The 23711-nt window shown below is 71.9% G+C and carries 21 protein-coding genes; 10 read left to right on the forward strand and 11 right to left on the reverse strand.

Annotated features, from left to right (window positions below):
- The first annotated feature begins 65 nt into the window (after window positions 1–65).
- The 3 genes from sepH to ADK67_RS23330 all read left to right on the forward strand — a co-directional run bounded on the left by sepH (window position 66) and on the right by ADK67_RS23330 (window position 2114).
- Window positions 66–983, forward strand: coding sequence for a septation protein SepH (gene sepH / locus ADK67_RS23320; RefSeq protein WP_053718684.1), 918 nt, complete (start codon window positions 66–68; stop codon window positions 981–983).
- Between the two features lie 311 nt (window positions 984–1294).
- Window positions 1295–1669: a hypothetical protein gene (locus tag ADK67_RS23325; protein WP_053718612.1), complete on the forward strand. Its 375-nt coding sequence runs from the start codon at window positions 1295–1297 to the stop codon at window positions 1667–1669.
- Window positions 1662–2114 (forward strand): hypothetical protein, encoded by a 453-nt coding sequence (locus ADK67_RS23330; protein WP_053718613.1) that lies wholly within the window; start codon window positions 1662–1664, stop codon window positions 2112–2114. Before ADK67_RS23325 ends, ADK67_RS23330 begins: the two co-directional genes overlap by 8 nt.
- A 6-nt stretch (window positions 2115–2120) precedes the next feature.
- Here ADK67_RS23330 and ADK67_RS23335 read toward each other — a convergent pair whose 3' ends face one another.
- Window positions 2121–2348 carry a hypothetical protein gene (locus tag ADK67_RS23335; protein WP_082403712.1) on the reverse strand — a complete coding sequence of 76 codons (228 nt, stop codon included), beginning with the start codon at window positions 2346–2348 and terminating at the stop codon, window positions 2121–2123.
- A gap of 103 nt (window positions 2349–2451) precedes the next feature.
- On the opposite strand from ADK67_RS23335, the gene ADK67_RS23340 reads away from it, so the two are divergent.
- Together ADK67_RS23340 and ADK67_RS23345 are read left to right on the forward strand one after the other, a co-directional pair.
- A complete protein-coding gene (locus ADK67_RS23340) occupies window positions 2452–4215 on the forward strand; it encodes an ABC transporter ATP-binding protein (protein WP_053718614.1) in 1764 nt (587 codons plus the stop codon).
- Entirely contained in the window at window positions 4212–6083 is a 1872-nt protein-coding gene (locus tag ADK67_RS23345; RefSeq protein ID WP_231648325.1) for an ABC transporter ATP-binding protein, read from the forward strand. Before ADK67_RS23340 ends, ADK67_RS23345 begins: the two co-directional genes overlap by 4 nt.
- A gap of 40 nt (window positions 6084–6123) precedes the next feature.
- Here ADK67_RS23345 and ADK67_RS23350 read toward each other — a convergent pair whose 3' ends face one another.
- The gene (locus ADK67_RS23350) at window positions 6124–6759 is read right to left on the reverse strand and encodes a DUF2537 domain-containing protein (protein ID WP_053718615.1); all 636 of its coding nucleotides are present in this window, start codon (window positions 6757–6759) and stop codon (window positions 6124–6126) included.
- Between the two features lie 36 nt (window positions 6760–6795).
- Complete coding sequence (locus ADK67_RS23355; RefSeq protein ID WP_053718616.1) at window positions 6796–7620, reverse strand: TrmH family RNA methyltransferase; 825 nt, start codon at window positions 7618–7620, stop codon at window positions 6796–6798.
- A gap of 158 nt (window positions 7621–7778) precedes the next feature.
- Here ADK67_RS23355 and ADK67_RS23360 point away from each other — a divergent pair, with 158 nt between their 5' ends.
- Window positions 7779–9278 carry a glutamate-cysteine ligase family protein gene (locus tag ADK67_RS23360; RefSeq protein WP_053718617.1) on the forward strand — a complete coding sequence of 500 codons (1500 nt, stop codon included), beginning with the start codon at window positions 7779–7781 and terminating at the stop codon, window positions 9276–9278.
- A 441-nt stretch (window positions 9279–9719) separates the two neighbouring features.
- Here ADK67_RS23360 and ADK67_RS23365 read toward each other — a convergent pair whose 3' ends face one another.
- The 6 genes from ADK67_RS23365 to ADK67_RS23390 form a co-directional block, all read right to left on the reverse strand.
- On the reverse strand, window positions 9720–10130 hold the full coding sequence (locus ADK67_RS23365; RefSeq protein ID WP_053718618.1) for a hypothetical protein: 411 nt from the start codon (window positions 10128–10130) through the stop codon (window positions 9720–9722).
- 4 nt (window positions 10131–10134) lie between these two features.
- Window positions 10135–11760, reverse strand: coding sequence for an ABC-F family ATP-binding cassette domain-containing protein (locus ADK67_RS23370; protein WP_053718619.1), 1626 nt, complete (start codon window positions 11758–11760; stop codon window positions 10135–10137).
- 211 nt (window positions 11761–11971) lie between these two features.
- Window positions 11972–12736 carry an ABC transporter permease gene (locus tag ADK67_RS23375; protein ID WP_082403714.1) on the reverse strand — a complete coding sequence of 255 codons (765 nt, stop codon included), beginning with the start codon at window positions 12734–12736 and terminating at the stop codon, window positions 11972–11974.
- Window positions 12737–12746: 10 nt separating this feature from the next.
- Window positions 12747–14069: an MFS transporter gene (locus ADK67_RS23380; RefSeq protein ID WP_053718620.1), complete on the reverse strand. Its 1323-nt coding sequence runs from the start codon at window positions 14067–14069 to the stop codon at window positions 12747–12749.
- Window positions 14070–14073: 4 nt separating this feature from the next.
- A complete protein-coding gene (locus ADK67_RS23385) occupies window positions 14074–14538 on the reverse strand; it encodes a MarR family winged helix-turn-helix transcriptional regulator (RefSeq protein WP_053718621.1) in 465 nt (154 codons plus the stop codon).
- 17 nt (window positions 14539–14555) lie between these two features.
- Window positions 14556–16049, reverse strand: a complete 1494-nt coding sequence (locus tag ADK67_RS23390) for an NCS2 family permease (RefSeq protein ID WP_053718622.1) — start codon at window positions 16047–16049, stop codon at window positions 14556–14558.
- 80 nt (window positions 16050–16129) lie between these two features.
- Between ADK67_RS23390 and ADK67_RS23395 the strand changes: the two genes are divergently transcribed.
- Window positions 16130–16399 (forward strand): DUF2530 domain-containing protein, encoded by a 270-nt coding sequence (locus tag ADK67_RS23395; protein ID WP_197289580.1) that lies wholly within the window; start codon window positions 16130–16132, stop codon window positions 16397–16399.
- A 325-nt stretch (window positions 16400–16724) separates the two neighbouring features.
- On the opposite strand, the gene ADK67_RS23400 is transcribed toward ADK67_RS23395, so the two are convergent.
- Both ADK67_RS23400 and ADK67_RS23405 read right to left on the reverse strand, forming a co-directional pair.
- Window positions 16725–19568, reverse strand: coding sequence for a sacsin N-terminal ATP-binding-like domain-containing protein (locus ADK67_RS23400; protein ID WP_053718623.1), 2844 nt, complete (start codon window positions 19566–19568; stop codon window positions 16725–16727).
- A complete protein-coding gene (locus ADK67_RS23405) occupies window positions 19565–20335 on the reverse strand; it encodes a DUF3027 domain-containing protein (RefSeq protein ID WP_231648326.1) in 771 nt (256 codons plus the stop codon). The genes ADK67_RS23400 and ADK67_RS23405 overlap by 4 nt, the downstream gene beginning before the upstream one ends.
- 73 nt (window positions 20336–20408) lie before the next feature.
- Between ADK67_RS23405 and ADK67_RS23410 the strand changes: the two genes are divergently transcribed.
- From ADK67_RS23410 to ADK67_RS23420, 3 genes are read left to right on the forward strand one after another with little or no spacing between them, the layout of a single operon-like run.
- On the forward strand, window positions 20409–21143 hold the full coding sequence (locus ADK67_RS23410) for a glutaminyl-peptide cyclotransferase (RefSeq protein ID WP_053718690.1): 735 nt from the start codon (window positions 20409–20411) through the stop codon (window positions 21141–21143).
- Window positions 21144–21158: 15 nt separating this feature from the next.
- The gene (locus tag ADK67_RS51120; RefSeq protein ID WP_053718624.1) at window positions 21159–22061 is read left to right on the forward strand and encodes a threonine ammonia-lyase; all 903 of its coding nucleotides are present in this window, start codon (window positions 21159–21161) and stop codon (window positions 22059–22061) included.
- Between the two features lie 34 nt (window positions 22062–22095).
- Complete coding sequence (locus ADK67_RS23420; protein WP_053718625.1) at window positions 22096–23709, forward strand: MFS transporter; 1614 nt, start codon at window positions 22096–22098, stop codon at window positions 23707–23709.
- Window positions 23710–23711: the final 2 nt, after the last annotated feature.

Here is a 23711-nt window from a genome sequence, read left to right on the forward strand (position 1 = left end):
CCCGTCAAGGCGGCGCGCCGCATTAACGTGAGTACTCGGCGAGGTGAGCCATCCGGGAGGCCATGATGCGAGCGTTGCGAGTCATCGGGCTCGAAGACGACGGCAAGTCCGTCATCCTCGAGGACCCGGATCGCGGCGAGCGCTTCGTGCTCCCCGCCGACGAACGGCTGCGCGCGGCGGCACGCGGCGACCTGACCCGACTCGGCCAGATCGAGATCGAGGTCGAGAGCCAGATGCGCCCCCGCGAGATCCAGGCCAGGATCCGCGCCGGCGAGTCCGTCGCCCAGGTCGCGGCGGCAGCCGGCCTGCCCGCCCACCGCGTCGAGCGCTACGCCTACCCCGTCCTCCTCGAACGCTCCCGCACCGCCGAACTGGCCCAACGCGCCCACCCCGTCCGCGAGGACGGCCCGGACGTGCAGACCCTCGGCGAAGTCGTCGCCCACTCCTTCGGCCTCCGCGGCCAGGAGTACGCCGACGTCAGCTGGGACTCGTGGCGTGGCGAGGACGGTCGCTGGGTCGTGCAACTGCACTGGACCGCCGGCAGGTCCGACAACCTGGCGCACTGGGCCTTCCACCCCGGCGCACAGGGCGGCACGGTCACGGCACTGGACGACGGCGCCATGGAACTCATGGACCCGAACCCCAACCGAACCCTCCGCACCGTCCGCCCGGTCACCCAACTGGCCCGCCAAGCCCTGGAACTGGAGAAGCAACAGGACCCGGAACCGGAAATCCTCGCCCGCGAGGAACCGGCCCCACCACCTCCTCCTCCACCAGTCCAGGAACCGCAGCCAACCCCGGACCCCGTCCCCGTGGCCGAGGAACCGGCAGACACCCCGCCACCGGTCCCCAAGCAGCCGGCCGCAGGCGCCAAGCAACAACCGCCCCGCAAGGACCCACCACCCAAGCGAGGCAAGAAGAACCACCCGATCGTGCCTTCCTGGGAAGACGTCCTCCTAGGCGTCCGCTCCACCCGAGGCTAAGCACCAGTCAGTGCGAGAAGGGCCCCCGCAACACACTGCGGGGGCCCTTCTCGCACTACTACCCACCCAACGGCCTCACATCGGACCCGCAGCCTTCGCACCGAGGCCCGATTTGACATGGGTTCGGGTGCCTTAGGCTGGTCGAAGCCGGGCAGGCTTGGCGGACGCTCTTCCCGCCAGGCCTGCCCGGCTTTGGCCGTAAGGGCCCCATGTCAAATCGAGCCGGAAGTGACCACCGCGCCGCAACCACCAACCCGAACCGCACCACCGCGCCGGGCTTGACCAACCACCCATCCGGGTAACCACCCCCCATGCTGGGACGACTGGTCGTGGGCGCCGCCTTGGGCGCCGGTCTGGGCGCGGCCTGGTGGGGCCTGCGCGAACTCATCGCCTCCGGAACCATCTGCTCGACCGAGGACTGGGACTGCCTGGCCATGGGCCTGTTCGCCATGCCGATCAGCCTGATCCTGGCCGTGCTCATCGCCTGGGCCGTCCTCAAAGCCGCCCACCAGGACCGCCCGCTCGGCTACGCCGCCGTCGGCGTCACCTTCACCGCCGCCCTCACCCTCCTCACCGTCTGGGTCTCGATCCCGGCCGGCTCCATCACCGCCGGCGTGATCGGCTTCGTCCTGGCCGCCCCGGTGACAGCACGGCACCCGGTCAGCCACACTGCTGCCCGTGACTGACACGCCGCACCCCTCCCGCCTGACCGCGGGCGGTTTCGCGTTCAAGGTGCTCCTGCGCGTGGTGGTGTCGGCCGCCCTCGGTTCCGCGCTGCTCATCGCGTGGATCTGGGCCTACCGCAGCGGCGTGCTCGACCGGGTGGTGAACGAGACGACCCTGGGCGAGTTCATCCTGCTGGTCGTCGTCGGCCTGCCGATCGCGCTGGTGTTCAGCGCCCTCGTCGCGGGCCCGGTCCTCTGGCTGCTGAAGATCCGCCCGGTGTGGCCGATCATCCTGATCGGCCCGATCTTCCTGGGCCTCGCGCACTACTTCAAGGTGCCCGACCAGCTCTCATCCCTCGGCGACCGCTGGACGGTCCTCATCCTCCTGGCGGGCGCGAGCTACGGCCTGGCGGGCCTGATCACCGCACCCGCGATCCTCCGCCAGGGCCGCCGCCGCAAAAACTGAAAACAGCTACTCCGGCACCGGCACCGCGTCGAGCACCTCCACCTCGACCCCCTCGAACCGGCACCACTCCTCCGCCTCCTCCCGGCCGATCGGCCGCGCCCCCTCGGGCCGAGGACCACCCACCACGTCCCACCCATCGGGCGCGAGCACGTACAACCGCCCCCCGCTCACCGCCAACAACCGACCGCGGGGGAACGCCATCGTCGGCTCCGCCCGGAGATACCTCACAGCCACCTTGACCTCCACCTACCTCGAGCTTGCAGGGTCAAAGACGCGAAAACCGGATGCCGATAGTCGGTCCACCTTCGTACCGTCATGGTGGACCGGAGGGGGACTCGTGTCGGAAGACCGTACTTCCACAGCCGCGACTCTGCGCAGACTGTGGCCGTACCTCAAGCCCGTTCGCACACCCGTCGTGCTGGCGATGGCCGCCACCATGCTCGCGATGATGTGCGGGCTGGGCATCCCACTGATCACCCAACAAATCGTGGACGGCCCGATCGCCGGCCGCGACCTGGACGCGTTGCCGCTGCTCATCGGCGTCATCGTGCTGCTCGGCTGCGCCGAAGCCGCGCTGTTCTACGCCCGCCGCAAGCTGATCGCCGGACCGGCGTCGGACGTCGAGGCGCGGATGCGGGCCGAGCTGTACCACCACCTGCAAGACCTGCAGGTGGCCTTCCACGACCGCTACCAGTCGGGACAGCTGCTGTCCCGCGCCACGACCGACCTGACCCAGGTGCGGCGGTTCGTCGGCTTCGCCGTGATCTTCCTGGTGGTCAACACCCTGGTCGTGGCCGCGGGTCTGGGCGTGCTGTTCTGGCTCTCGCCCGTCCTCGGCCTGATCGTGCTGGCCAGCACGTTGCCGCTGGTCGCCCTGTCCTACTTGTTCGAGACGAAGTTCAAGGTCGTCGCCCGCCGCGCGCAGGACCAGTCCGGCGACCTCACGACCGTGGTCGAGGAATCGGTCCTCGGCATCCGCGTGCTCAAGGCGTTCGGCCGCGGCCCGCACCTGACCAAGCGGTTCATCCGCCAGGCGCGGGAGCTGCGCGACACCGAGATCTCGAAGGTCCGGATCTTCGCCGCGCTGTGGGCCGTGCTGATCGTGCTGCCCGAGCTGGGCATCGCCGGTCAGCTGGCGTTCGGCTCGATCGGCATCGCCAACGGCACCGTCACGGTCGGCACGCTCGTCGCGGCCGTCACGGTGAGCGCTTACCTGCGCTGGCCGATCGACTCGATCGGGTGGTTGTTGGCGGAGACGAACTCGACCGCATCGGCCCTGGAGCGGTACTTCGAGGTCACCGACACCGCCATCACCGTGACCACCCCGACCACCCCGAAACCGCTGGCCACGCCCGTCCGCGGGCACGTGCGCTTCGAGGACGTCCGCTACCACCACCCCGGCTCGGACAACGAGGTGCTGCGCGGCGTCGACCTGGACATCCGACCGGGTGAAACCGTGGCTCTCGTCGGCGCCACCGGCTCGGGCAAGACCACCGTCACCGCCCTCGTGCCCCGGCTGGCCGACGTCACGGCGGGCCGGATCACGCTCGACGGCGTGGACGTGCGCGAACTGGACCTCGCCGAGCTTCGCCGAGTCGTCGGCACGGCGTTCGAGGAGCCGATCCTGTTCTCCGCGAGCGTCACCGAGAACGTGGCCCTCGGCTCCCAGGACGTCACCGAGGAACGGGTCCGCGAAGCCCTGAAGGTCGCCCGGGCGGAGGAGTTCGTGAACGCCCTCCCGTGGGGGCTCGACACCCGGATCGGCGAGCAGGGCCTGTCCCTGTCCGGCGGTCAACGGCAACGCCTCGCCCTCGCGCGCGCCGTCGCCGGCCACCCGGCCGTGCTGGTCCTGGACGACCCGCTCTCCGCGCTGGACGTGCACACCGAGGCCGAGGTCGAAGCCGCGCTGCGCCGCGTGCTCAAGGGCGTGACGGCGCTCGTCGTCGCCCACCGCCCGAGCACGGTGCAGTTGGCCGACCGGGTGGCGATGCTGGTCGACGGCCGGATCGCGGCCACCGGCACCCACACGCAACTGTTGGCGGACAACGAGGACTACCGCAACCTCTTGTCCACTATGGAGGACGAGGAGGTGGCGGCGTGACGGACGGGACGAACCTGCCGGGCGTGGCGGAACACCAACCACCCCGATCACCGGACGAGGAGGCGTGGCGCGGCGTCGCGGCCGAGGACGTCGAGGACGTCGACTACGCCACGGGCGTCAAGCTCCAAGCCCGCTCCCGCCGCCTCCTCGGCGAACTGATCCGCCCGCACAGCAGGGCCGCGATCCTGGCCCTGCTGATCGTGATCGCGGAGAACGTCGTCAACCTGGCCGGCCCGCTGCTCATCGCGGTGGCCATCGACACGGGCGTCCCGGCCGCGCTCGACGGCAGGCCCGACGCCCTGGCGTGGTGCGTCGGCGGCTACGTCGCCGCCGCGATCTCGGCCACGCTGCTCCGCTGGTCGTTCGTCCGCCTGACGGGTCGGATCGGCCAGGACGTGCTACTCGTCCTGCGCGAACGCGTCTTCCGGCACGCCCAGCGGCTGTCCGTCTCGTTCCACGAGAAGTACACCTCGGGCAAGGTCATCTCGCGCCTGACCAGCGACGTCGACTCCCTCCAGGACCTGGTCGAAGAGGGCTTGGACGGCTTCTTCACCTCGGTGCTGTCCCTGCTGGGCATCTCGGCCGTCCTGCTCTACCTGGACGTCCCGCTCGCCCTGGTCGTGCTGTCCGGCTTCCTGCCGCTGATCCTGCTCACCCAGTGGTTCCGCCGCCGTTCCGGCAAGGCCTACCGGCACACGCGCGGCGCGATCGCGAAGATCATCGTGCAGTTCGTGGAGACCATGAACGGCATCCGCGCGGTGCAGGCGTTCCGGCGCGAGCGGCGCAACGAGAAGATCATGGGCGAGCTGAACGGGCAGTTCCGCGACGCCAACACCGACGCGATGGGCGTGATGGCGGCGTTCACGTCACTCGTCCGAGTGATCGGCAACCTGTCGCTGGCGGTGATCCTCGCCTGGGGCGCGTTCCGGGTGGCGGGCGGACAGCTCGAACTCGGCGTGCTGGCCGCGTTCACGCTGTACGTGCGGCGGTTCTACGACCCGTTCGACCAGCTCGCGATGTTCGCCAACGCCTACGCCTCGGCCACCGCGGCGCTGGAGAAGATCTCCGGTCTCCTCGAAGAGGAACCGCTGGTCCGCGAACCGGAGGAGCCGACGCCGCTCGGCGACGTCCAGGGCGCGGTCCGGTTCGACGGCGTCGAGTTCCGCTACTCGGAGTCGACGCCCGTCGTGCTGCCGCCGTTCGACCTGACCGTGCCCGCCGGGCAGACCGTGGCGCTGGTCGGCGCGACCGGCGCGGGCAAGTCCACGCTGGCCAAGCTCGTGGCCCGGTTCTACGACCCGTCCGCGGGCTCGGTGCGGCTGGACGGGGTCGACCTGCGGTCGGTGGCGGACACCGAGCTGCGGCGCGCGGTGGTCATGGTGACGCAGGAGAACTTCCTGTTCGACGGGTCCGTGCTGGACAACATCGCGCTGGGCCGTCCGTCGGCGACCCGGGAGGAGGTCGAAGCGGCGGCACGGGCGGTCGGCGCGGAGGAGTTCATCCGGGCGCTGCCCGAGGGCTACGACACCGACGTGCGCAAGCGCGGCGGGCGGCTCTCCGCCGGTCAGCGGCAGATGGTGGCGTTCGCGCGGGCGTTCCTGGCCGATCCGGCGGTGCTGGTGCTGGACGAGGCGACGTCCAGCTTGGACGTGCCGACCGAACGCGCGGTGCAGCGCGCGCTGGAGACCGTCCTGGCGGAGCGGACGGCGTTCATCATCGCCCACCGCCTCTCCACCGTGCTGATCGCCGACCGGGTCCTGGTGCTCGACGGCGGCCGGGTGGTGGAGGACGGCACGCCGGAGGAGCTGATCGGCGGGCGCGGCCGGTTCGCCGCGCTGCACACCGCGTGGCGGGACTCCTTGGCCTGAGCTTGACCTGAACCGCCCTGAACCCAGCCCTGGACCAGCCCTACAGGAGGGTCGTCAGCAACAACGACAGCCAAGCCGCCAGCACACCCGCCACCACGCCGTACGCGACCCACCGCCACACCGGCACCTTCCGCGCCAGCCACACGGACGGGGTGATGCCGCCGACCACCAGGACGTTCGCCAGCAGCGCGAGCCACTGGCTGGTCTCGCCCAGCCCGACCGACAGCGTGTAGACGGTGAACGTCACCACGGCGGCCACGATGAAGCTGACCGTGAGCCCGGTGCCCCAGGGGGTTTCCTCCTGGGGTTCCGGCTCCCCGTCCGCCGCCTCGCCTTCCAGCTCCTCGGCAGCGTCCTCCCCGGCCCCACCGGCCTCGTCGGACGGCGCCTCCACGACGACCAGCTCACCGGTCACGGGATCGGTGTACTCGACCGGTGTGCCCATGTCAGCCGCCAACCTTCCCGCCAACTGTCGTCCACGCCTGGTCACGAGGGCGCTCGCGGCGCCGTCGGCGGGCGGGTCGGCGCGCGTCACCGCGTCGGCCACCTTCGCCCACTCGTGCAACGCGTCGGCGAGCCCGGCGCCGAGCGGGAGGGTGTGCGGGTCGACTTCCCGCTCGCCCGCGTCGTCGCGGCCCGCGAGCACGGCCCGGCCGTCCTGGACCCGCAGTTCCACCTACGTCCTCCTCTGCTCGGTGAGAACGTAGCGCGTTCAGGCGATCGCGTAGAAGGCGATCGCGGCCGCGGTTGCCACGTTCAGGGAGTCGACGCCCTCCGCCATCGGGATCCGGACCGCGAGGTCGGCCGCCGCGATGGTCTCCTCCGTCAACCCCGGGCCCTCCGATCCGAGCAGGACAGCGACCTTGCGTCCGCGCAGCCCGGCGTCGGCCAGGTTCTCCGAACCGGCACGCGGCGTGAGGGCGGCGACCGTGAAACCGTTGCGGCGCAGCAGCTCGAAGCCTTCGGTCAGGTTCGGCATCGACGCGAACGGCACGCGCAGCACGTGCCCCATCGAGACGCGGACGCTGCGCCGGTACAGCGGGTCGCTGCACCCCGGGCCGAGCAGCACGCCGTCGATGCCGAGCGCGGCGGCGTTGCGGAACAGCGAGCCCAGGTTCTCGTGGTCGCCGACGCCTTCCAGCACCGCGAGCCGCCGCGACGAGGCGACGAGGTCGGCCACGTCCGGCTGGGGCGCGCGGTCGGCGGCGGCCAGCACGCCGCGGTTGAGGTGGAACCCGACCACCTCGGCCATGACCTCGGCGGACGTGACGTACGCGGGCGCCGGGAGGTCGCCGAGCGCCTCCACCCTCCGCCGCACGCCGAGCAGCCCGCGCACCGGGTACGGCGAGTCCAGGAGCCGTTCGACGACCACGACGCCCTCGGCGATGACCAGACCGCGGCCACCGGGCCGGTCGGGTCGCCGGTCGGCCGTCGACAGGTCCCGGAAGTCGTCCAGCCGGGGGTCCGCCGGGTCGTCGATCTCGATCACGCGAGCAGTGTCCCACTTATCAACAGATGAACCCTCCTCGTAGATCATATGTCGCATTCACAAGCCCCCAACCAGCACATTCTCGCTGATTGTTACGACGATGTGACAGAGAGCACCGATTTGGGCGCTGGCGGGCAGTTGGTTGCTGTGTCACGGTTGGCCTCCGCTAAGCCCGCCGGAGCAGCCCTTACCGATTGGGAGGCGGCATGGGTACGGATGTGTCCAGTCGGACGTTCACCAGAGAGGACCGCCAGCGCTATCGCGAGCGCATGCAGCGGTGCATGGACGCGCTGGGAACCATGCTGGTGGAGGAGAGCTTCTCCTTCCCTCGGCAGCAGATGGGGCTGGAGATCGAGCTGAACCTGGTCGACGGCGCCGGGCGGCCCGCGATGGCCAACTCCGAGGTGCTGGAGAAGATCGACGACCCGTCGTTCACGCTGGAGCTCGGACAGCACAACCTGGAGGTCAACGTCCCGCCGCGCGAGCTGGCCGGTGACGAGACGCTCGACCTGGAGCGGGAGCTGGTCTCCACGCTGGCGTCGGCGGACGTGAAGGCGCACGACGCCGGCACGTCGATCGTGATGATCGGGGTGCTGCCGACGTTGCGGCACGAGCACTTCGACCGGCGGTGGCTGTCGCAGCAGCCGCGGTACACGACGTTGAACGACCAGATCCTCGCGGCGCGCGGTGAGGAGGTCGTGCTGTCGATGGAGGGCGCGCCCCTGCCGGGGCGGGCGGGCGAGCGGCTGTCCAGCTACGCCGAGTCCATCATGCCGGAGGCGGCTTGCACGTCCGTGCAGCTGCACCTGCAGGTGGCGCCGGACGACTTCGCGGCGCACTGGAACGCGGCGCAGGCGTTGGCCGGGGTGCAGGTGGCGATCGCGGCGAACTCGCCGTTCCTGCTCGGCCGGGCGTTGTGGCACGAGACCCGGATACCGCTGTTCCTGCAGGCCACGGACACGCGTTCGCAGGAGCTGAAGAACCAGGGCGTCCGGCCGCGGGTGTGGTTCGGGGAGCGGTGGATCACGTCGATCTTCGACTTGTTCGAGGAGAACGTGCGGTACTTCCCGGCGTTGCTGCCGGAGACCGGCGACGAGGACCCGTTGGACGTGCTCGGGTCGGGCGGCACGCCGTCGTTGACCGAGTTGCGGCTGCACAACGGGACCGTGTGGCGCTGGAACCGGCCGGTGTACGACGTGGTGGACGGCGTGCCGCACCTGCGCGTGGAGAACCGCGTCCTGCCGGCCGGGCCGACGGTGCTCGACACGATGGCGAACGCCGCGTTCTTCTACGGCGCACAGCGGGCACTGACCACTTTGGAACGTCCACTGTGGACCCAGATGTCGTTCCACGCGGCGGAGGAGAACCTGTACGCCGGGTCGCGGCACGGCATGGGCTCGCAGCTGTACTGGCCGGGCATCGGCTGGGTGCCCCCGGACGAACTCGTCCTGCGCCGCCTCCTGCCACTGGCCCACGAGGGCCTGCGGGCGTGCGGCGTGTCCGACGAGGCGCGCGAACGCTACCTGGGCGTGATCGAGGCCCGGTGCCTGGCACGGCGCACGGGCTCCCAGTGGCAGCGCGAGACGGTGTCACTGCTGGAGGAACGGGGCGCCGACCGCGACGCCGCACTCAGCGCGATGCTGGGGCGTTACGTCGAACTGTCCCACGCCGGCGAACCGGTCCACACCTGGCCCGTGGGCCTCTGACCCACCCGTGCCCGCCGCGCGCAGGACGCGGCGGGCACGCTCACCCAACCCACACCCACCTCGCGCACACCCCACCTGGCCGAGAGCACGTCGGCGGCGGACTGCTCCCTGCACGCACAGCCCTGGCGCCCCACGCGGCGGTCCACCGGGTCCGTGCTCCGGGGATCGGCCCGATCCGTCCTCCGGTCCAAGATCCAGAGCCCAGAGCCCAAGGGGCAGGGTCCACGGCAGTCCCGTGGGCTCTGGCCGTTCTTGTCGTGCACGGTGCCTGGTCCGGGCCGGGTGCCGCGCCTTCATTCTTCCGGCAACGCTTTCGGCGTTTCCATTGATCCCCGAGCCCGCACGATTCGCGCGTTCGGGTGATCTTCACAGCCCTCGCCGAGGACCGCCGACAACACCCAACCGACCCCAAAACCGCAGGTCAGCACCCCAAACGCAAGCTCAGCGGCGACGTCCTGCCTTCAGCGGAGCGACGTCGGCACCGTCATGGGAACTGCGGCACTCGTCGGGTGTCACCGCCTCGACCGCCAACGTCAGCATGCCCTTCACACCCGTGTAGATGCTCTCGCCCGCCGACGCCAGCGACGTGTGCACCCGGTTCGAGTCGGAGAAGTCCCGCTCGTCCTTCGTGCGCTTCTTCCCGGCCTCCTCGGGCTTGGTCGCGCTGCGCAGGTTGACCTCCAGCCACGCGGCCACCTCGGCCGGCGTGGTCAGGACCTCCTCCGGCGTGCGCTCCAACCGCTCGGCGCGCGGGGAGGCGTGGTCGAGTGACGTGTGCTCCACATAGGCGTGCCAGTGCGTGTTGCGCAGTGACCACGTCTGCTCGATCGGCCAGTCCTCCTCGGTGCCCATGGGCCTATCTTGCCAGGGTCCGCACGTCCAAGGTGTGGTGAACCCCCACAGCCGACGCCAGCCTCCGGTCGTGGGTGACGAGCAGCAGCGTGCCCTCGTAGTCCTCCAACGCCTGCTCCAACTGCTCGATGGCCGCCACGTCGAGGTGGTTGGTCGGCTCGTCCAGCACCAGGCACGTCGTCCCCCTGGCCTGCAGCACCGCCAACCCCGCCCTGGTCCGCTCACCCGGCGACAGCGAACGGGCCGGTCGCAGCACGGCGTCCGCACCCACCCGGAACTTCGCCAGCAACGTCCGCGCCTCCACGTCCGCCAACCCGGTCAACCCGGTCACCACCTCCAGCACCGGCGACGACACGGCGAAGTCCGCCCGCACCTGGTCGACCTCGCCGACCACCACCCCCGGCCCCTGGCTCCGCTCGCCCGACACCAACGGCAACCGGCCGAGCAGCGCGCCGAGCAACGTCGACTTGCCCGACCCGTTCGGCCCCGCGACGCGCCACCGCTCACCCGCGCCGATCGTCAGGTCGATCGGCCCGAGCGTGACGTCACCCCGACTCACCACCGCGCCGCGCAACGTGAACGCGACCTGGCTGCCACGCCCCGCGCTGGGCAACGTCAACCGCAGCTCCCACGCCTCACGCGGCTCCTCGACCTCCTCCAACCGCGCCAGCGCACGATCCACAACGGACGCCTTGGCGGTCAGGTTCTCCGCGCCCTGCTTGCGCGCGAACTTGATGTTCTTGTCACTCTCGTCCGACTTCGCGTTGCGCCGCACGCCCTGCCGCGACCACTCCCGCGTCTGCCGCGACCGCTGCGTCAACGCGTCCCGCTTGGCCGCGTAGGCCGCGTACTCCTCCCACGCCCGCTCCCGCGCACGGGCCTGGTCCTGCACGTACGCGTCCCACCCGCCGCCGAACACGCTCACCTCGTGGCTGAACTCGTCCAGCACGGCGATGGAGGTCGTGGTGCGGGCCAGGAACTCGCGGTCGTGGCTGACCAGGACCATCCCGGCACGGCTGCGCAGCACGTGCGACTCCAGCACTTCCAGCCCGGCCAGGTCGAGGTCGTTGGTCGGCTCGTCGAGCAGCAGCACGTCGGCCGTCGTCAGCAGCACGGACGCCAGCCGCAGCCGCGCCGACTGCCCACCGGACAGCTCGCCCGACCCGGCCTCGCCCGCGCCTCGCTCGTCCAGCAACGTCGCGGGCAGCCCGAGCCGTTCGCACACCTCGTCGGCGCGTTCGGCGAAGTCGGCCGCGCCGGACGCGGTCCACACGTCGAACGCCCGCGCGTAAGCGTCCTCAGCCCCGGCGACGCCCTCGCTCAACGCCCTGGTCGCCGCCTCGAACGAGCGCTGCGCCGCGGCCACCCCCGTGCGCCGGGCCAGGTGGTCGCGCAACGACTCGCCCGGCCGGATCTCCGTCTCCTGGGTGAGGTACGCGACGACTCCGCGCACGGTCACGACCCCGGCATCCGGGACGAGCTCACCGGCCAGCACCCGCAGCAACGTCGACTTGCCGACACCGTTCGGCGCGATCAGACCTACGCGTTCACCTGCATGAACATCGAGATCAACCTCCGAGAGCACAGTCCGCGGACCGAACGACAGCGTGACGTTCCGGGCTGTCAACACCGCCCGATCGTGACACGCCCGCCCGCGGACGGCACCCGAGTTTCCACCGCCACACCGACATCGCCGACACCACCGACACCTCCGCGCCGACACCTCCGCCGACACCACGAACGCCGACACGACGAGGCCCCACCACCCGGCGGTACGACCGGGAGGCGGGGCCTCGTCTGTTCCCGAACTGACTGCCGCTCCCACCACGAAGCGACGACGCTTAGGTTAGCCTAACTTCACCGACCGCACCAGTCCTGCGCACCAGACCCCGCGCGACGAGTTCCACGACCACCGCGATCGCCACCGCCTCGACCGCCAGCAGCCCCAGCAGCACGACGAGCTGCAACGCCCCCGCCTGCCACACCGGCGCGCCGCCGAGCAGCATCCCGACGAACGCGCCGGGCAACGTCACCAGGCCGACCGTCCGGGTCTGGTCCAGCGCCGGGATCAACGCCTCCGCCGCCGGCCGGCGCACCAGCTCGCGCACCGCCACCGGCTCGGTGAACCCCAGCGCCAACGCCGCCTCGTACTCACCGTGCCGGTCCCGCAGCGTGTCCAGCGCCCGCCGCACGGACAACGTGGTCGCCGTCATCGCCCCGCCGATCAGGATCCCCCCGACCGGCACCAGCGCGATGCCCCGCAACGGCACCAAACCGCTCACCACCAGCGCCACGAGCGCGGGCACCGTCCCGCCGAGGATCGCCGCGCCCACCCACACGCCACGCCGCCCGGTCTTCGTGCGCGCCGCCGACGTCCCCGTCGCCACGCCCGCCATCAGCACCAGGAACCCGGCCGTCAACGGCAGCGACGCCAGCACCACCGTGATCACCGCCGACACGGCGGCCAGCTGCCCGGTCGCCCGCACGGCCGCCCGGACCACGGGCCGGGGCGACGCCAACCGCGCCCACCACACCACGGCGCCCGAGACGGCGGTGAAGATCAAGCAGACGACGAGCAGCCGGACCCAGTCCGTTGCGATGACCACCCGCCCATTGTCAGACGCGGGCGCGGCGGCGCAGGCCAAGGCGGTACGTCGGCAGCTTCACGCCACCCCGACGGGCCAGCACGATCCCGCCGACCACGGCCGCCAGGATCGACACCACGCCGCCGACGACCAGCGGCGACCGCGCGGTGAAGTGCTCGGCCAGCCAGCCCATCACGGGCCCGCCCACCGGGTTGCCGCCCAGGAACACCAGCATGTACAGGCCCATGACCCGGCCGCGCATCGCGGGCGACACGCCCAGCTGCACGGTCGCGTTGGCGGTCGTCGTGAACGTCATCATGGCGATGCCGACGGGGATCAGCGCCAGCCCGGACAGCCACATCGTGGGCATCAGCCCGACCACGACCTCCAGCACGCCGAACGCCAGCGCGCCCAGGATCAGCAGCCTGAGCCGGGGCTTGCCGCGGGCGCTGCGCCGGGCCGCCAACGTCGCCCCGGCCAGCGTGCCGACCGCGAGCAGCGTGGACAGCAGGCCGTAGGCGGACGCGTCGCCGCCGAACGTGTTGCGCGCCAGCACGGCCAGCGTGACGTAGAAGTTCAGCCCGAACGTGCTGATGAAGAACACCAGGCACAGCAGGATCACCAGGTCGGGGCGCTTGCGCACGTACCGCAGCCCTTCCCGCAGCTGGCCCTTCTCCCGCGGCACGGGGTCGCCGCGGTGCAGTTCGGCGGCGCGCATCAGCAGCAGCCCGCCGAGCACGCCGAGGAAGCTGATCGCGTTGATGAGGAACACCCAGCCCGTGCCCACGAAGATGATCATCACGCCGGCGACGGCCGGTCCGACCATCCGGGCCAGGTTGAACGTCATCGCGTTCAACGCCACCGCGTTGGTGAGCTGGTCGCGGCCGACCATCTCGACCACGAAGCTCTGCCGCACGGGTGTCTCGACCGCGGACACCGCGCCGAGCAGCAGGCACAGCAGGTAGACGTGCCACAGCTCGACCACGCCGGTGACGTCGAGCAGGCCCAGGGTCAGCGCGCAGAGCCCGAGACCGGTCTCCAGGACGAGCAGCAGCTTGCGCTTGTCCATCCGGTCCGCGAGCACGCCCGCCCACAGCGACAGGAACAACGTGGGCGCGAACTGGAGTGCCGCGGCGATGCCGAGGGCGACCGGTGAGCCGTCGGACAGCTCCAGCACCAGCCAGTCCTGCGCGACGCGCTGCATCCACAGCCCGACGAGCGAGACGACCTGGCCGGAGGCGTAAAGGCGGTAGTTGCGCACGCGGAGCGAGCCGAACATGCGCTTGCGCGGCGGTGGTGCGGCTGGGTTGCGTTCGACCTGGTCCGTCTCTGCCCCACCCGCGTACGCCGGCACCTCGTTACTGCCCCGCCATCCTGTCGATGATCTCGGCGGCACGCGACAGCGTGCCCCGCTCCTCCGGTGTCAGCTCGGCCAACCGCTTGTCCAGCCAGGCTTCCCGCGCGGACACCTCTTCGTGGATGTAGTTCAGCCCCGCCTCGCTCAGCTCCACGATGGCCTGCCGGCCGTCGGTGGGGTGGGGGCGGCGCGTCGCGAACCCGAACTCCTCCAGGGCGGCTATCACCCTGGTCATCGACGGTGGCTGGACGCCTTCCTTGGCGGCCAGCTCGCCCGGCGTCAGGGGTCCGCACTTGTGCAGCGTCGACAGCGCGGACACCTGGGTGAGCGAGATCGTGGAGTTCACCCGCTGCGCGCGGAGCCTGCGGTTGAGCCGGACGACGGCCAGTCGCAGCCGACTCGCCAGTCCCGCTTCAGCCTCGGTCTCCACCACGTAGTTAGCATACCTCACGATCTCGCCGCCCATCGTGTGAAATCGCCCATTCAGCCGGCGAGAGCGGCCTGGATGGGGCCGATCGCGAAGTAGACGACGAAGGCCGCCGCCACGATCCACATGAGCGGGTGCACGCTGCGCGCACGCCCGGTGAGCGCCCGCAGCACCACGTAGCTGACGAAGCCCGCGCCGATGCCGTTCGCGATCGAGTACGTGAACGGCATGATCACGATGGTGAGGAACGCGGGCAGGCCGACGGAGAAGTCCGCGAAGTCGATCTCCTTGATCTGCATGATCATCAGCGCGCCGACGACGACCAGCGCGGGCGCCGCCGCCTCGATCGGCACCACCGCGTACAGCGGGGTGAGGAACATGGCGGCGAGGAACAGCAGCCCGGTGACGATGTTCGCCAGGCCGGTCCGCGCGCCCTCCGCGATGCCGGACGCCGACTCGATGTAGACGGTGTTGGACGACGCGGACGCCGCACCGCCCGCGACCGCGCCGACGCCGTCCACGAACAACGCCTTCGACACGCCCGGCAGCTGGCCGTCCTTGCCGATGAGCCCGGCTTCCTTGCCCAGGCCGGTCATCGTGCCGACGGTGTCGAAGAAGTCCGTGAGCACGAGCGTGAACACCAGCAGCGCCGCGGTCAGCGCGGGCACCCGCGTCCACGCGCCGAACGACACGTCGCCCAGCAGGGAGAGGTCGGGCAGCCCGAACACCTGTTCCGGCAGGCCGGGGTAGCCGAGGTTCCAGCCGGCCGGGTTGGTGCCCTGCGACGGGCCGGCCTTGACGATCGCCTCGATCACGATGGACAGCACGGTCGCCGCCAGCACGCCGATCAGGATCGCGCCCTTGACCCTGCGCGCGACGAGGATGCCGGTGACCACGAGGCCCACCACGAACACGAACGTCGGCCACGACGCGATGGACCCGTTGATGCCGAGCCCGACCGGCACGGTGGTGCCCGCCGCGTCCGGCAGGCGGCGCACGAACCCGGCGTCGACCAGGCCGATGAAGCAGATGAACAACCCGATGCCGACCGCGATGGCCGCCTTCAGCTCCGCCGGCACCGCGTTGAACACGGCCGTGCGGACGCCCGTGACGACCAGCAGCAGGACCACCAGGCCGTTGACCACGACGAGGCCCATCGCCTCGGGCCACGACATCTGCGGCACGATCGTGACGGCCACGAACGAGTTGATGCCCAGGCCCGTGGCCAGCGCGAACGGGTAGTTCGCGACGAGTCCGAAGAGGATCGTCATGACGCCCGCGACCAGCGCCGTCACCGCCGCGACCTGCGGGATGGTGAGGATGTTGCCGAGCACGTCGACCTTCGCGCCGGGCGCGTCGGCGGCGAAGCTGCCCAGGATCAGCGGGTTCAGCACGACGATGTAGGCCATGGTCACGAACGTGACGAGCCCACCGCGCACCTCCCGCCCGACCGAGGAGCCGCGTTCGGAGATCTTGAAGAACCCGTCCAACCTGGAACGGACCGGCCCGCCCGGCGGCGTCTGCGCGGCGGGTGTCTCGGCGGTGGCCATCTCATCTCCTCGATGCGATCGGTGGTGCTGGGCAGGCAGAGCGTGCCCTACTCGTGTTTCGGGCGGGTAGCCTGCCCGACGTGGCCGAACAGGACGCAACACCCCTCCCACCCCCACCACCGCTCCCACCGAAACTGGCCGACCCCGTGCCCGCGATCGTGGTCGGGACGGCCCTATGGCTGCTGGCACTGGCCGGCGTGCTGCTGTTCCGACGGGACGACACGGTCCTGGTCTGGACGTGCCTGTCCGGCGGCGTGCTGGGGATCATCGGCTACGGCATCTTCACCTGGCAACGCTCCGCCGCCCGCCGCGGCAGCCGCACCGCCCAGCACGGCCAAGGGCTGGAGTGAGCACCACCCAGGCACCACCGCGGCCGGCCACGGACCACCTCAGCTGACCACCGACGGCCGTCGCCTTGGCCTGGCGGCCTCACGGCTGGCCCTGGCGGCCGTTCTGGCCGACCGTTGGACGGGTCTCCGTCCGCCCGACCGGCGGCCCGCCGCCGACCCACCGCTGATCCACCAACGGCCCGCTGCCGACGGCCTCGCCGACCCCTCGGCTGACACTGGGGGCCGGGGCGCCGCGCCTCCTTCATTTCCGGCAACAAATCCGGGATTTCCATTCATCCCCGGAGACGCTTGCCCGATCGGGTGATCTTGGCGGCAGCCCGGCGCGTCAGCCCAGCAGGACCGCCGGGGTCGGGTCGGCGATCAGCGCGGCGAACGTGTGCCGATCGTCCCACCGGCCCGTGGTCCACGCCAGAGCGCGCGCTAAACCCTCGGGGGTGTCGGCGGCGTGCACGACCGACTCGCTCCCGGCCGCGTCGTCCACCCACCACGACACCGAGTGCTCCGCGCCCTCGGCCGACACCACAAGATCGTCGTGCACGATCAGCGAACCGTCCGGCAACTCCACGCCGAGCAGGTCGCACGCCAGCCGCACGGCACCCAGCTCCGACCAGATCACCTCGTCACCCTCACCGACGACGGACCCGGACACCTCCTCCGACGCCAACGGCAGCGCCAGCAGCTCGGCCAGCTCCGCCGCCGCGCCGGACGACGCCAGCACCTGCGCGGGCGGCAGCACGCCGAGCAGCCACGGCGAGTCCAGCACCAGCACGTCGTCGGCCGGCTCGGCGGCACCGGTCAGCACCCGCACCCGGTCCGGCGGCTCGACGCTCACCGAGTCCGCCACCTCCGCCAGCGACGCGTGCACCCGCAGCACCAACGCGTCGGACAGCTTCCGCGCCGGATCACCGAGCCGCGCGATCAGGTCGGTCACGTCGTCGGAGTCCACCACGCTCAACGACGTGCGCACCCCGGCGGCGGCCAGCACGTGCGGCGGCACGCCGATCGACGGCACCACGTCGTACAGGCCCTCCAGCCCGTCCGCCTCGGGCAGCCGCCACGACCCGAGCGGCACGCCGTCGATCGTCGCGTAACGGGCCAGCCACCAGCCCGTGTAGCCGTCGGGTTCGCTCACCGCGCGCCACGCCACGGGGTCGGCGGCCATCATCGCCAACGCCTGCGGCCACTTGTCCCGGGCCACGAGGTCCAGGTCGCGGATGCCGAGCACCCGCGTGGGCGGCACGTCGAACGCGTCCCACCAGTAGCCCTCGTCGGCGAGGTCGTGGTCGGGCTCGGTGGGCGAGTCGTCGTCGACCACGGTGAACCCGTCGATCACGCCGACGTCCGTCAGCACCGACCGCGGCCACTCGGCCGCCACCGAGGCGTCGAGCACCCCGAACGGCGCGTCGGGCTCCAGCACGGCCAGCAGCGCCGAGTCGGGCAGCACGAGTTCGTCCGCGCGCCGCCACTCGCCGTCCGCCGACGGCAGCGCCAGCTCCGCGAGCCACGGCCGACCGCCGGCCCGCGACACCAGCCGCAGCACGGTCCGCACCAGCTCCGGGCCGTCCAACGCGGGGTCGTCCAGGCTGCGGTGCACGGCCTCGCGCACGGCGTCGGAGTCGAGCAGTTCCGCGGGTCCGGCTTCGGTCGCGCCCAGCCGCAGCAGCAGCGGGTGCGCGGCCTCGGGGTGCGCGATCCGCAGCCCGGACACCGAGAACTGCTCCGTGTCCGTGCCGACGAGCACCCCGCGCGGGCTGCTCACCACCCGACCGTCGACCAGCGGCACGGGCAGGCCGCCCATCGCCTCGCGCGCGGTCGAGTCGACGTCCGCGACGGGCGACAGCGCGTCGTACACCTGGTGCCACCACGACGGGTCGCCGCCGACGCCGGCCAGCGCCGCGACCACTTCGGACACGTCGAGCCGCGGCACTTCCAAGGCGGCCAACGCCTTCGCGTGCGGCGGCAACGTGAGCTCGTAGTCGAGCAGCCCGGGGATCACGTCCTCCAGCAGCTCGACCAGTTCGAACGACGCCAGGTCCAGCACCTTCGCGGTCGATGGCGCGGCCCACTCGCCGTCCGCCAGCGGCAGCCACGAAGCCGTCCGCAGCGCGGCCAGGATCCCGGTCCGCAACCGATCGTCCACTTCGGACAGCGGGAACCCGGGCAGCGGCACCAGCGACGTCCGCTCGACCGCGGGCAGCTTCGCCACCAGCTCCGGGTACGCCGACGCGGCCCGCTCCAGCACGAACGTCGCCGCCGCGCCCGCCAGCACCCGCCGCCGCGACGGTTCCACGGGCAGGGTCGCGATCAGCCGCGCGGGCAGCGACAGCTTCTCGTCGGTGGGTGTCGGCGCGTGCAGCACGTCGCCGGACAGCGGCTCGTCCATCGGCCACGCCCAGCACACGGACCAGTGCGGGCGCGACTCGACGCCCGCGACCAGCGACGCGGGCAGCTCGCCACCCACCCGGTGCACCAGCCACCGCTGGTCGCCGCCGGGCCCGGTGAGCACCACGACGCCGTCGGCCTCGGACCGCTCCCACGCTTCCTCGCCGACCTCGACCCGCCGCAACCCGGGCAACGCCAGCAGCAGGTCGGGCACCTGCGCCGCGAACTCGGCCAGCAGCCCGTCCGCGTGCACCTTCAACGGCAGCCGGACCTCGGTGTCGAACCCGTCCGGCAGGTCGGTCTCGTCCGACGGCCACACCAGCCGCAGCACCGGCACGTCACCGCCGCGCGCGGACGCCAGGGACGGCACCGCTTCTCGCGTGCGGGAGGCCGAGAACGCCACCGCGCCGGACGTCGACACCACGCGCGGCTCGTCGGTCACCGCCAGCACGGCCGCGAAACCCACGCCGAACTGCCCGACGGTGTCCGCGGCCTTGGACGACGCCCGCAGCGACGCCAGCGCCGCCACACCGGCCGCGTCCAGCGGCGCGCCCGTGTTCGCCGCGCGCAGCTCACCGTCCACAAGGGACAGTCGCAGCACGCCGGGCGTGTCGCCGGCGGCGTCGGACGCGTTCTGCGCCAGCTCCACCAGCAGCCGGTCGCGGTACCCGCCGAGCCGCAGGTCCTCCTCGGCGTTGGCGTCCTCCCGGAACCGCGTGGGCGAGCCGCGCCACGCGGCCAGCACCGACTCGCGCAGCGCCTCGGTGCCGAACGGGTCCGCGCTCACTTCCCGCTCTCGACGTTGGCCTCGACGTCGAGCACCGCGTCGTCGTAGACGACCTCGGCGACCGGCACCAGCGGGCCGCCTTCGACCTCGACCTCGGAGTGCGCGCCGCACCCGTACTCCACGTGCACGACGTGCCCGTCGGCCGGCGTCAGCTCGTTCGCGCACACCCCGAAGGCGGCGCCGAGCGACCCGGCGATCCGGGTGTAGAAGCCGCAGGTGCCGCAGGTGGCGGGTGCGCTGCGGGCCATCTCGCTGCGCGGCCCGAAGTCGCCGCCGTGCCAGCGCTGGGCGGCGTCGAGCACACCCTCCCGCGACAGCACGCGCACGCGGCCGAGGCCGACCTCCAGGGCGACGTCCTCGACGGCCGGGTCGTCCGAGCCGACGTACCCCGGTGCCAGGCGCGGGTCGTCCTCGGGCGCGGGCAGCAGGTCGCCGACACCGAGGTCGCCGGCCCGCACCCGCTCGTGCCACGGCACCCACTCGGGCGCGACCAGCGCGTCGTCGCCGGGCAGCAGCACGACCTCGCTCACCGACAGCGGCGTGCCGGGGCCCGCGAACGCGACCGTGACGGCCCAGTTCCAGCCTTGGTAGCCCGCGTGGTCGGCCTCGAACAGGTGCGTCGCCGACACGGCGTCCTCGGCGACGGTGCCCACGTGGTCGCCGACGCGTTCCGCGCCCGCCTCCTCTTGCGCGGCGGCTCGGGCGAGCCGGACTGCCGCTGGGTCGGCGAGCGCTGGATCGGGCTGGCGGGTCGGCGTGGCGGTCACGGGATGAATTGTGCCGCACGTCTGCGCCGCCCCGCGCACACGTGCCACCCTTTTGGACGTGCGGTGGCTCCTGATGGCTGCGGTCCTCGTCCTGTCGGCGGCGTGCACCACCCCGCCGAGCGGCCCAACGCGGGTCGAGGTGCTGGGCACCCTGCCCCACGACACGGGCGCGTTCACGCAGGGCTTGGAGCTGGTGGACGGCGTCCTCTACGAGGGCACCGGCCTGGAGGGGCAGTCGTCGCTGCGGCGGCTCGACCCGGCTTCCGGCGAGCTGCGGCAGCGCGTCGACCTGCCCGAACCGCTGTTCGGCGAGGGCATCACCGTCGTCGGCGACCGGATCTGGCAGCTCACCTGGAGGGACGGCGTGGCCATCGAGCGGGACCGGGACACTCTCGAAGAAGTGAGGCGCGTCACGTACGAGGGCGAGGGCTGGGGGCTGTGCCGTGACGGCGACCGGCTGGTGATGAGCGACGGCAGCGACGAGCTGGCGTTCCGCGACCCCGCCTCGTTCGCCGAGACCGGTTCGGTCGCCGTCCGCCGCGACGGGCAGCCGGTCACCCGTTTGAACGAACTCGAGTGCGTCGGCGGCCAGGTGTGGGCCAACGTGTGGCAGACCGACGAGGTGGTGCGCATCGACCCGGCGAACGGCCAGGTCACCGACACCGTCGACCTCAGCGGCCTGCGCCCGGCCGACGTGCCGGCGAGCAACGTGCTCAACGGCATCGCGGCCGTGCCGGGCACCGACGAGTTCCTCGTCACGGGCAAGAACTGGCCGACGATCTTCCGGGTCCGCTTCACCCGGTCGTGACCTACCGTCTCGGACGTGGACATCGACCTCGACAACATCGCCCGTGCCGCCGAGACCATCGACCCCGTCTTCCGCGGCACACCGCAGTACGTGGACGAGCAGCTCTGCGCCGCCCTGGACCGCCGGGTGCTGGTCAAGGTCGAGACGGTCAACCCGCTGCGCAGCTTCAAGGGCCGCGGCGCGGACTTCATGGGCGCCACGCTGCCGCCCGGACGGCCGGTGGTGTGCGCGTCGGCGGGCAACTTCGGCCAGGCCGTCGCCTACGTGGGCCGCCGCCGCGGCTTCCCGGTCGAGGTCTTCGTGTCGCAGTCCGCCGTCCGCGACAAGGTGCGCCGGATGAAGGCGCTCGGCGCGTCCGTGATCGAGGTCCCGGGCGACTTCACCGGCGCCAAGGACGCGGCCCGCGACCACGCCCAGCGCGTCGGCGCGATCTTCGTCGAGGACGGCCGTGACGTCGCCATCACCGAGGGCGCGGGCAGCATCGCCGTCGAACTGCTCCGCGCCGGCCCGATCGACACCGCCGTCGTGCCCGTCGGCGACGGCGCCCTCATCACCGGCATGGCCCGGTGGATCAAGGAGCACTCACCGCACACCCGCGTCGTCGGCGTGTGCGCGGAGGGCGCGCCGGCCCTGGCCCGTGCCTGGGCGGGCCGTCCGGTCGGCGACACGCCCATCGACACCATCGCCGACGGGATCGCCGTGCGGGTGCCCGTGCCCGCCGCCGTCCCGAGGGTGCGCGCCCTCGTCGACGACATGCTCCTGGTGCCCGACGACGCCATCCGGGACGCGATGGCGCTGGCCCGGACCACGCTGGGCCTCGTGCTCGAACCGGCGGGCGCGATCGGCCTCGCCGCGATCGCCGTGGCCGACATCCCGGGCGAGACCATCGCCACCGTGCTCACCGGCGGCAATGTGTGAGACAGCCCGCACCGGGTGAGGCAGGATTGGACACGTGACACCCCCTCGGCCGGAAGACCAGTCGCGGCGGTACCCGTGGGAGGACGACGAGTACAAGCCGCGCACCCGGCCGTACCCGACCCCCGGCTCGCCGCCGCCACCGGACCCGCCGCCCCCTCGCGACCACCGCGACCCACGCAACCCACGCGGCGACGGCGACCCACGCCGCGGCGGCGACAACGGCGACCACCACACCCGCCGTGAATCGGCCCGCTTCACCCCACCGCCGGACGCCGACAAACCGACCGTCCCGACGCTGCCGAAGAAGCTGACCGTCACCCGCGTGGCGTGGTTCCGCACCAGGCAGCTCAGCAGCCAGGCGCTGGCCGCGTTCCGCAAGGCCGCGCACGCCGACGGCGCCAAGCAGTCCGGCCTGTCCTCCCTCACCTACGCGGTGATGCTGAACTACGCGGCCGACGCGGCGATGGCGGTCGCCCTGGCCAACACCCTGTTCTTCTCGGCCGCGTCGGGCGAGAGCCGGGGCAAGGTCGCGCTCTACCTGCTGATCACCGTCGCGCCGTTCGCCCTGGTGGCACCGGTCATCGGTCCCGCGCTCGACCGCATCCAGCACGGCAGGCGGGTGGCGCTGGCCGCGTCCTGCGTCCTGCGCGTCTTCCTGTCCATCACGATGGCGCTGAACTTCGACAACTGGGGCCTCTACCCGGCGGCACTGGGCAGCATGGTGCTCTCCAAGTCGTTCACGGTCCTCAAGGCCGCGATCACACCCCGCGTCCTGCCGCGTGAGATCACCCTGTCCAAGACCAACGCGCGGATGACGGTGTTCGGCCTGGCCGCGGGCGGTGTGTTCGGCGCCGTCGCGGCCGGTTTCGCGAACCTGTTCGGCTCACCGGGCGCCCTGTGGTTCACCGCGGTCCTCTGCCTCACCAACGCCTACTACTGCCTGCGCATCCCGTCGTGGGTCGAGGTCACCGAGGGCGAGGTGCCCACGTCGCTGCGCGCCAAGCCGCAGAAGCCGAAGCGCCAACCACTCGGCCGCAGCGTCGTGGTCGGCCTGTGGGCCAACGGCGCGATCCGCATGCTGACCGGCTTCCTCATGCTGTTCGCCGCGTTCGTGGTCCGCGCCCAAACCGAGGGCGACGCGTTCATGCAATTGCTGCTGCTCGGCGTGATCGCCGCCGCCGCCGGCATCGGCAGCTTCCTCGGCAACGCCGTCGGCGCACGCCTGCACTTCGGCGCCCCGGACCAGGTGGTCATCGGCTGCCTCACCGCCGCCCTGGTCACGGTCGTCGTGGCCGCCGTCCTCCCCGGCCTGGCCACCGCCGCCGCCGTCGGCCTGATCGGCGCCACCGCCAGCTCACTGGCCAAGGTGTCCCTCGACGCGGTCATCCAGGACGACGTCCCGGACGAGTCACGGGCCTCGGCCTTCGGCCGCTCGGAAACCATCCTCCAGCTGGGCTGGGTCTTCGGCGGCGCACTCGGCGTGCTGCTGCCCACCGAGTACTGGATCGGCTTCACCGTCCTCGCCGTCCTGCTCGCGGTCGGCCTGGCACAGACCGTGCAGACCAAGCGGGGCACCACCCTCATCCCGGGCCTGGGCGGCGACCGCCCACTGCGGCCCGCACCCGTCGTGCCCAGGCCGGGCACGTAGGC

Source organism: Saccharothrix sp. NRRL B-16348, assembly GCF_001280085.1.
Lineage (GTDB): Bacteria > Actinomycetota > Actinomycetes > Mycobacteriales > Pseudonocardiaceae > Actinosynnema.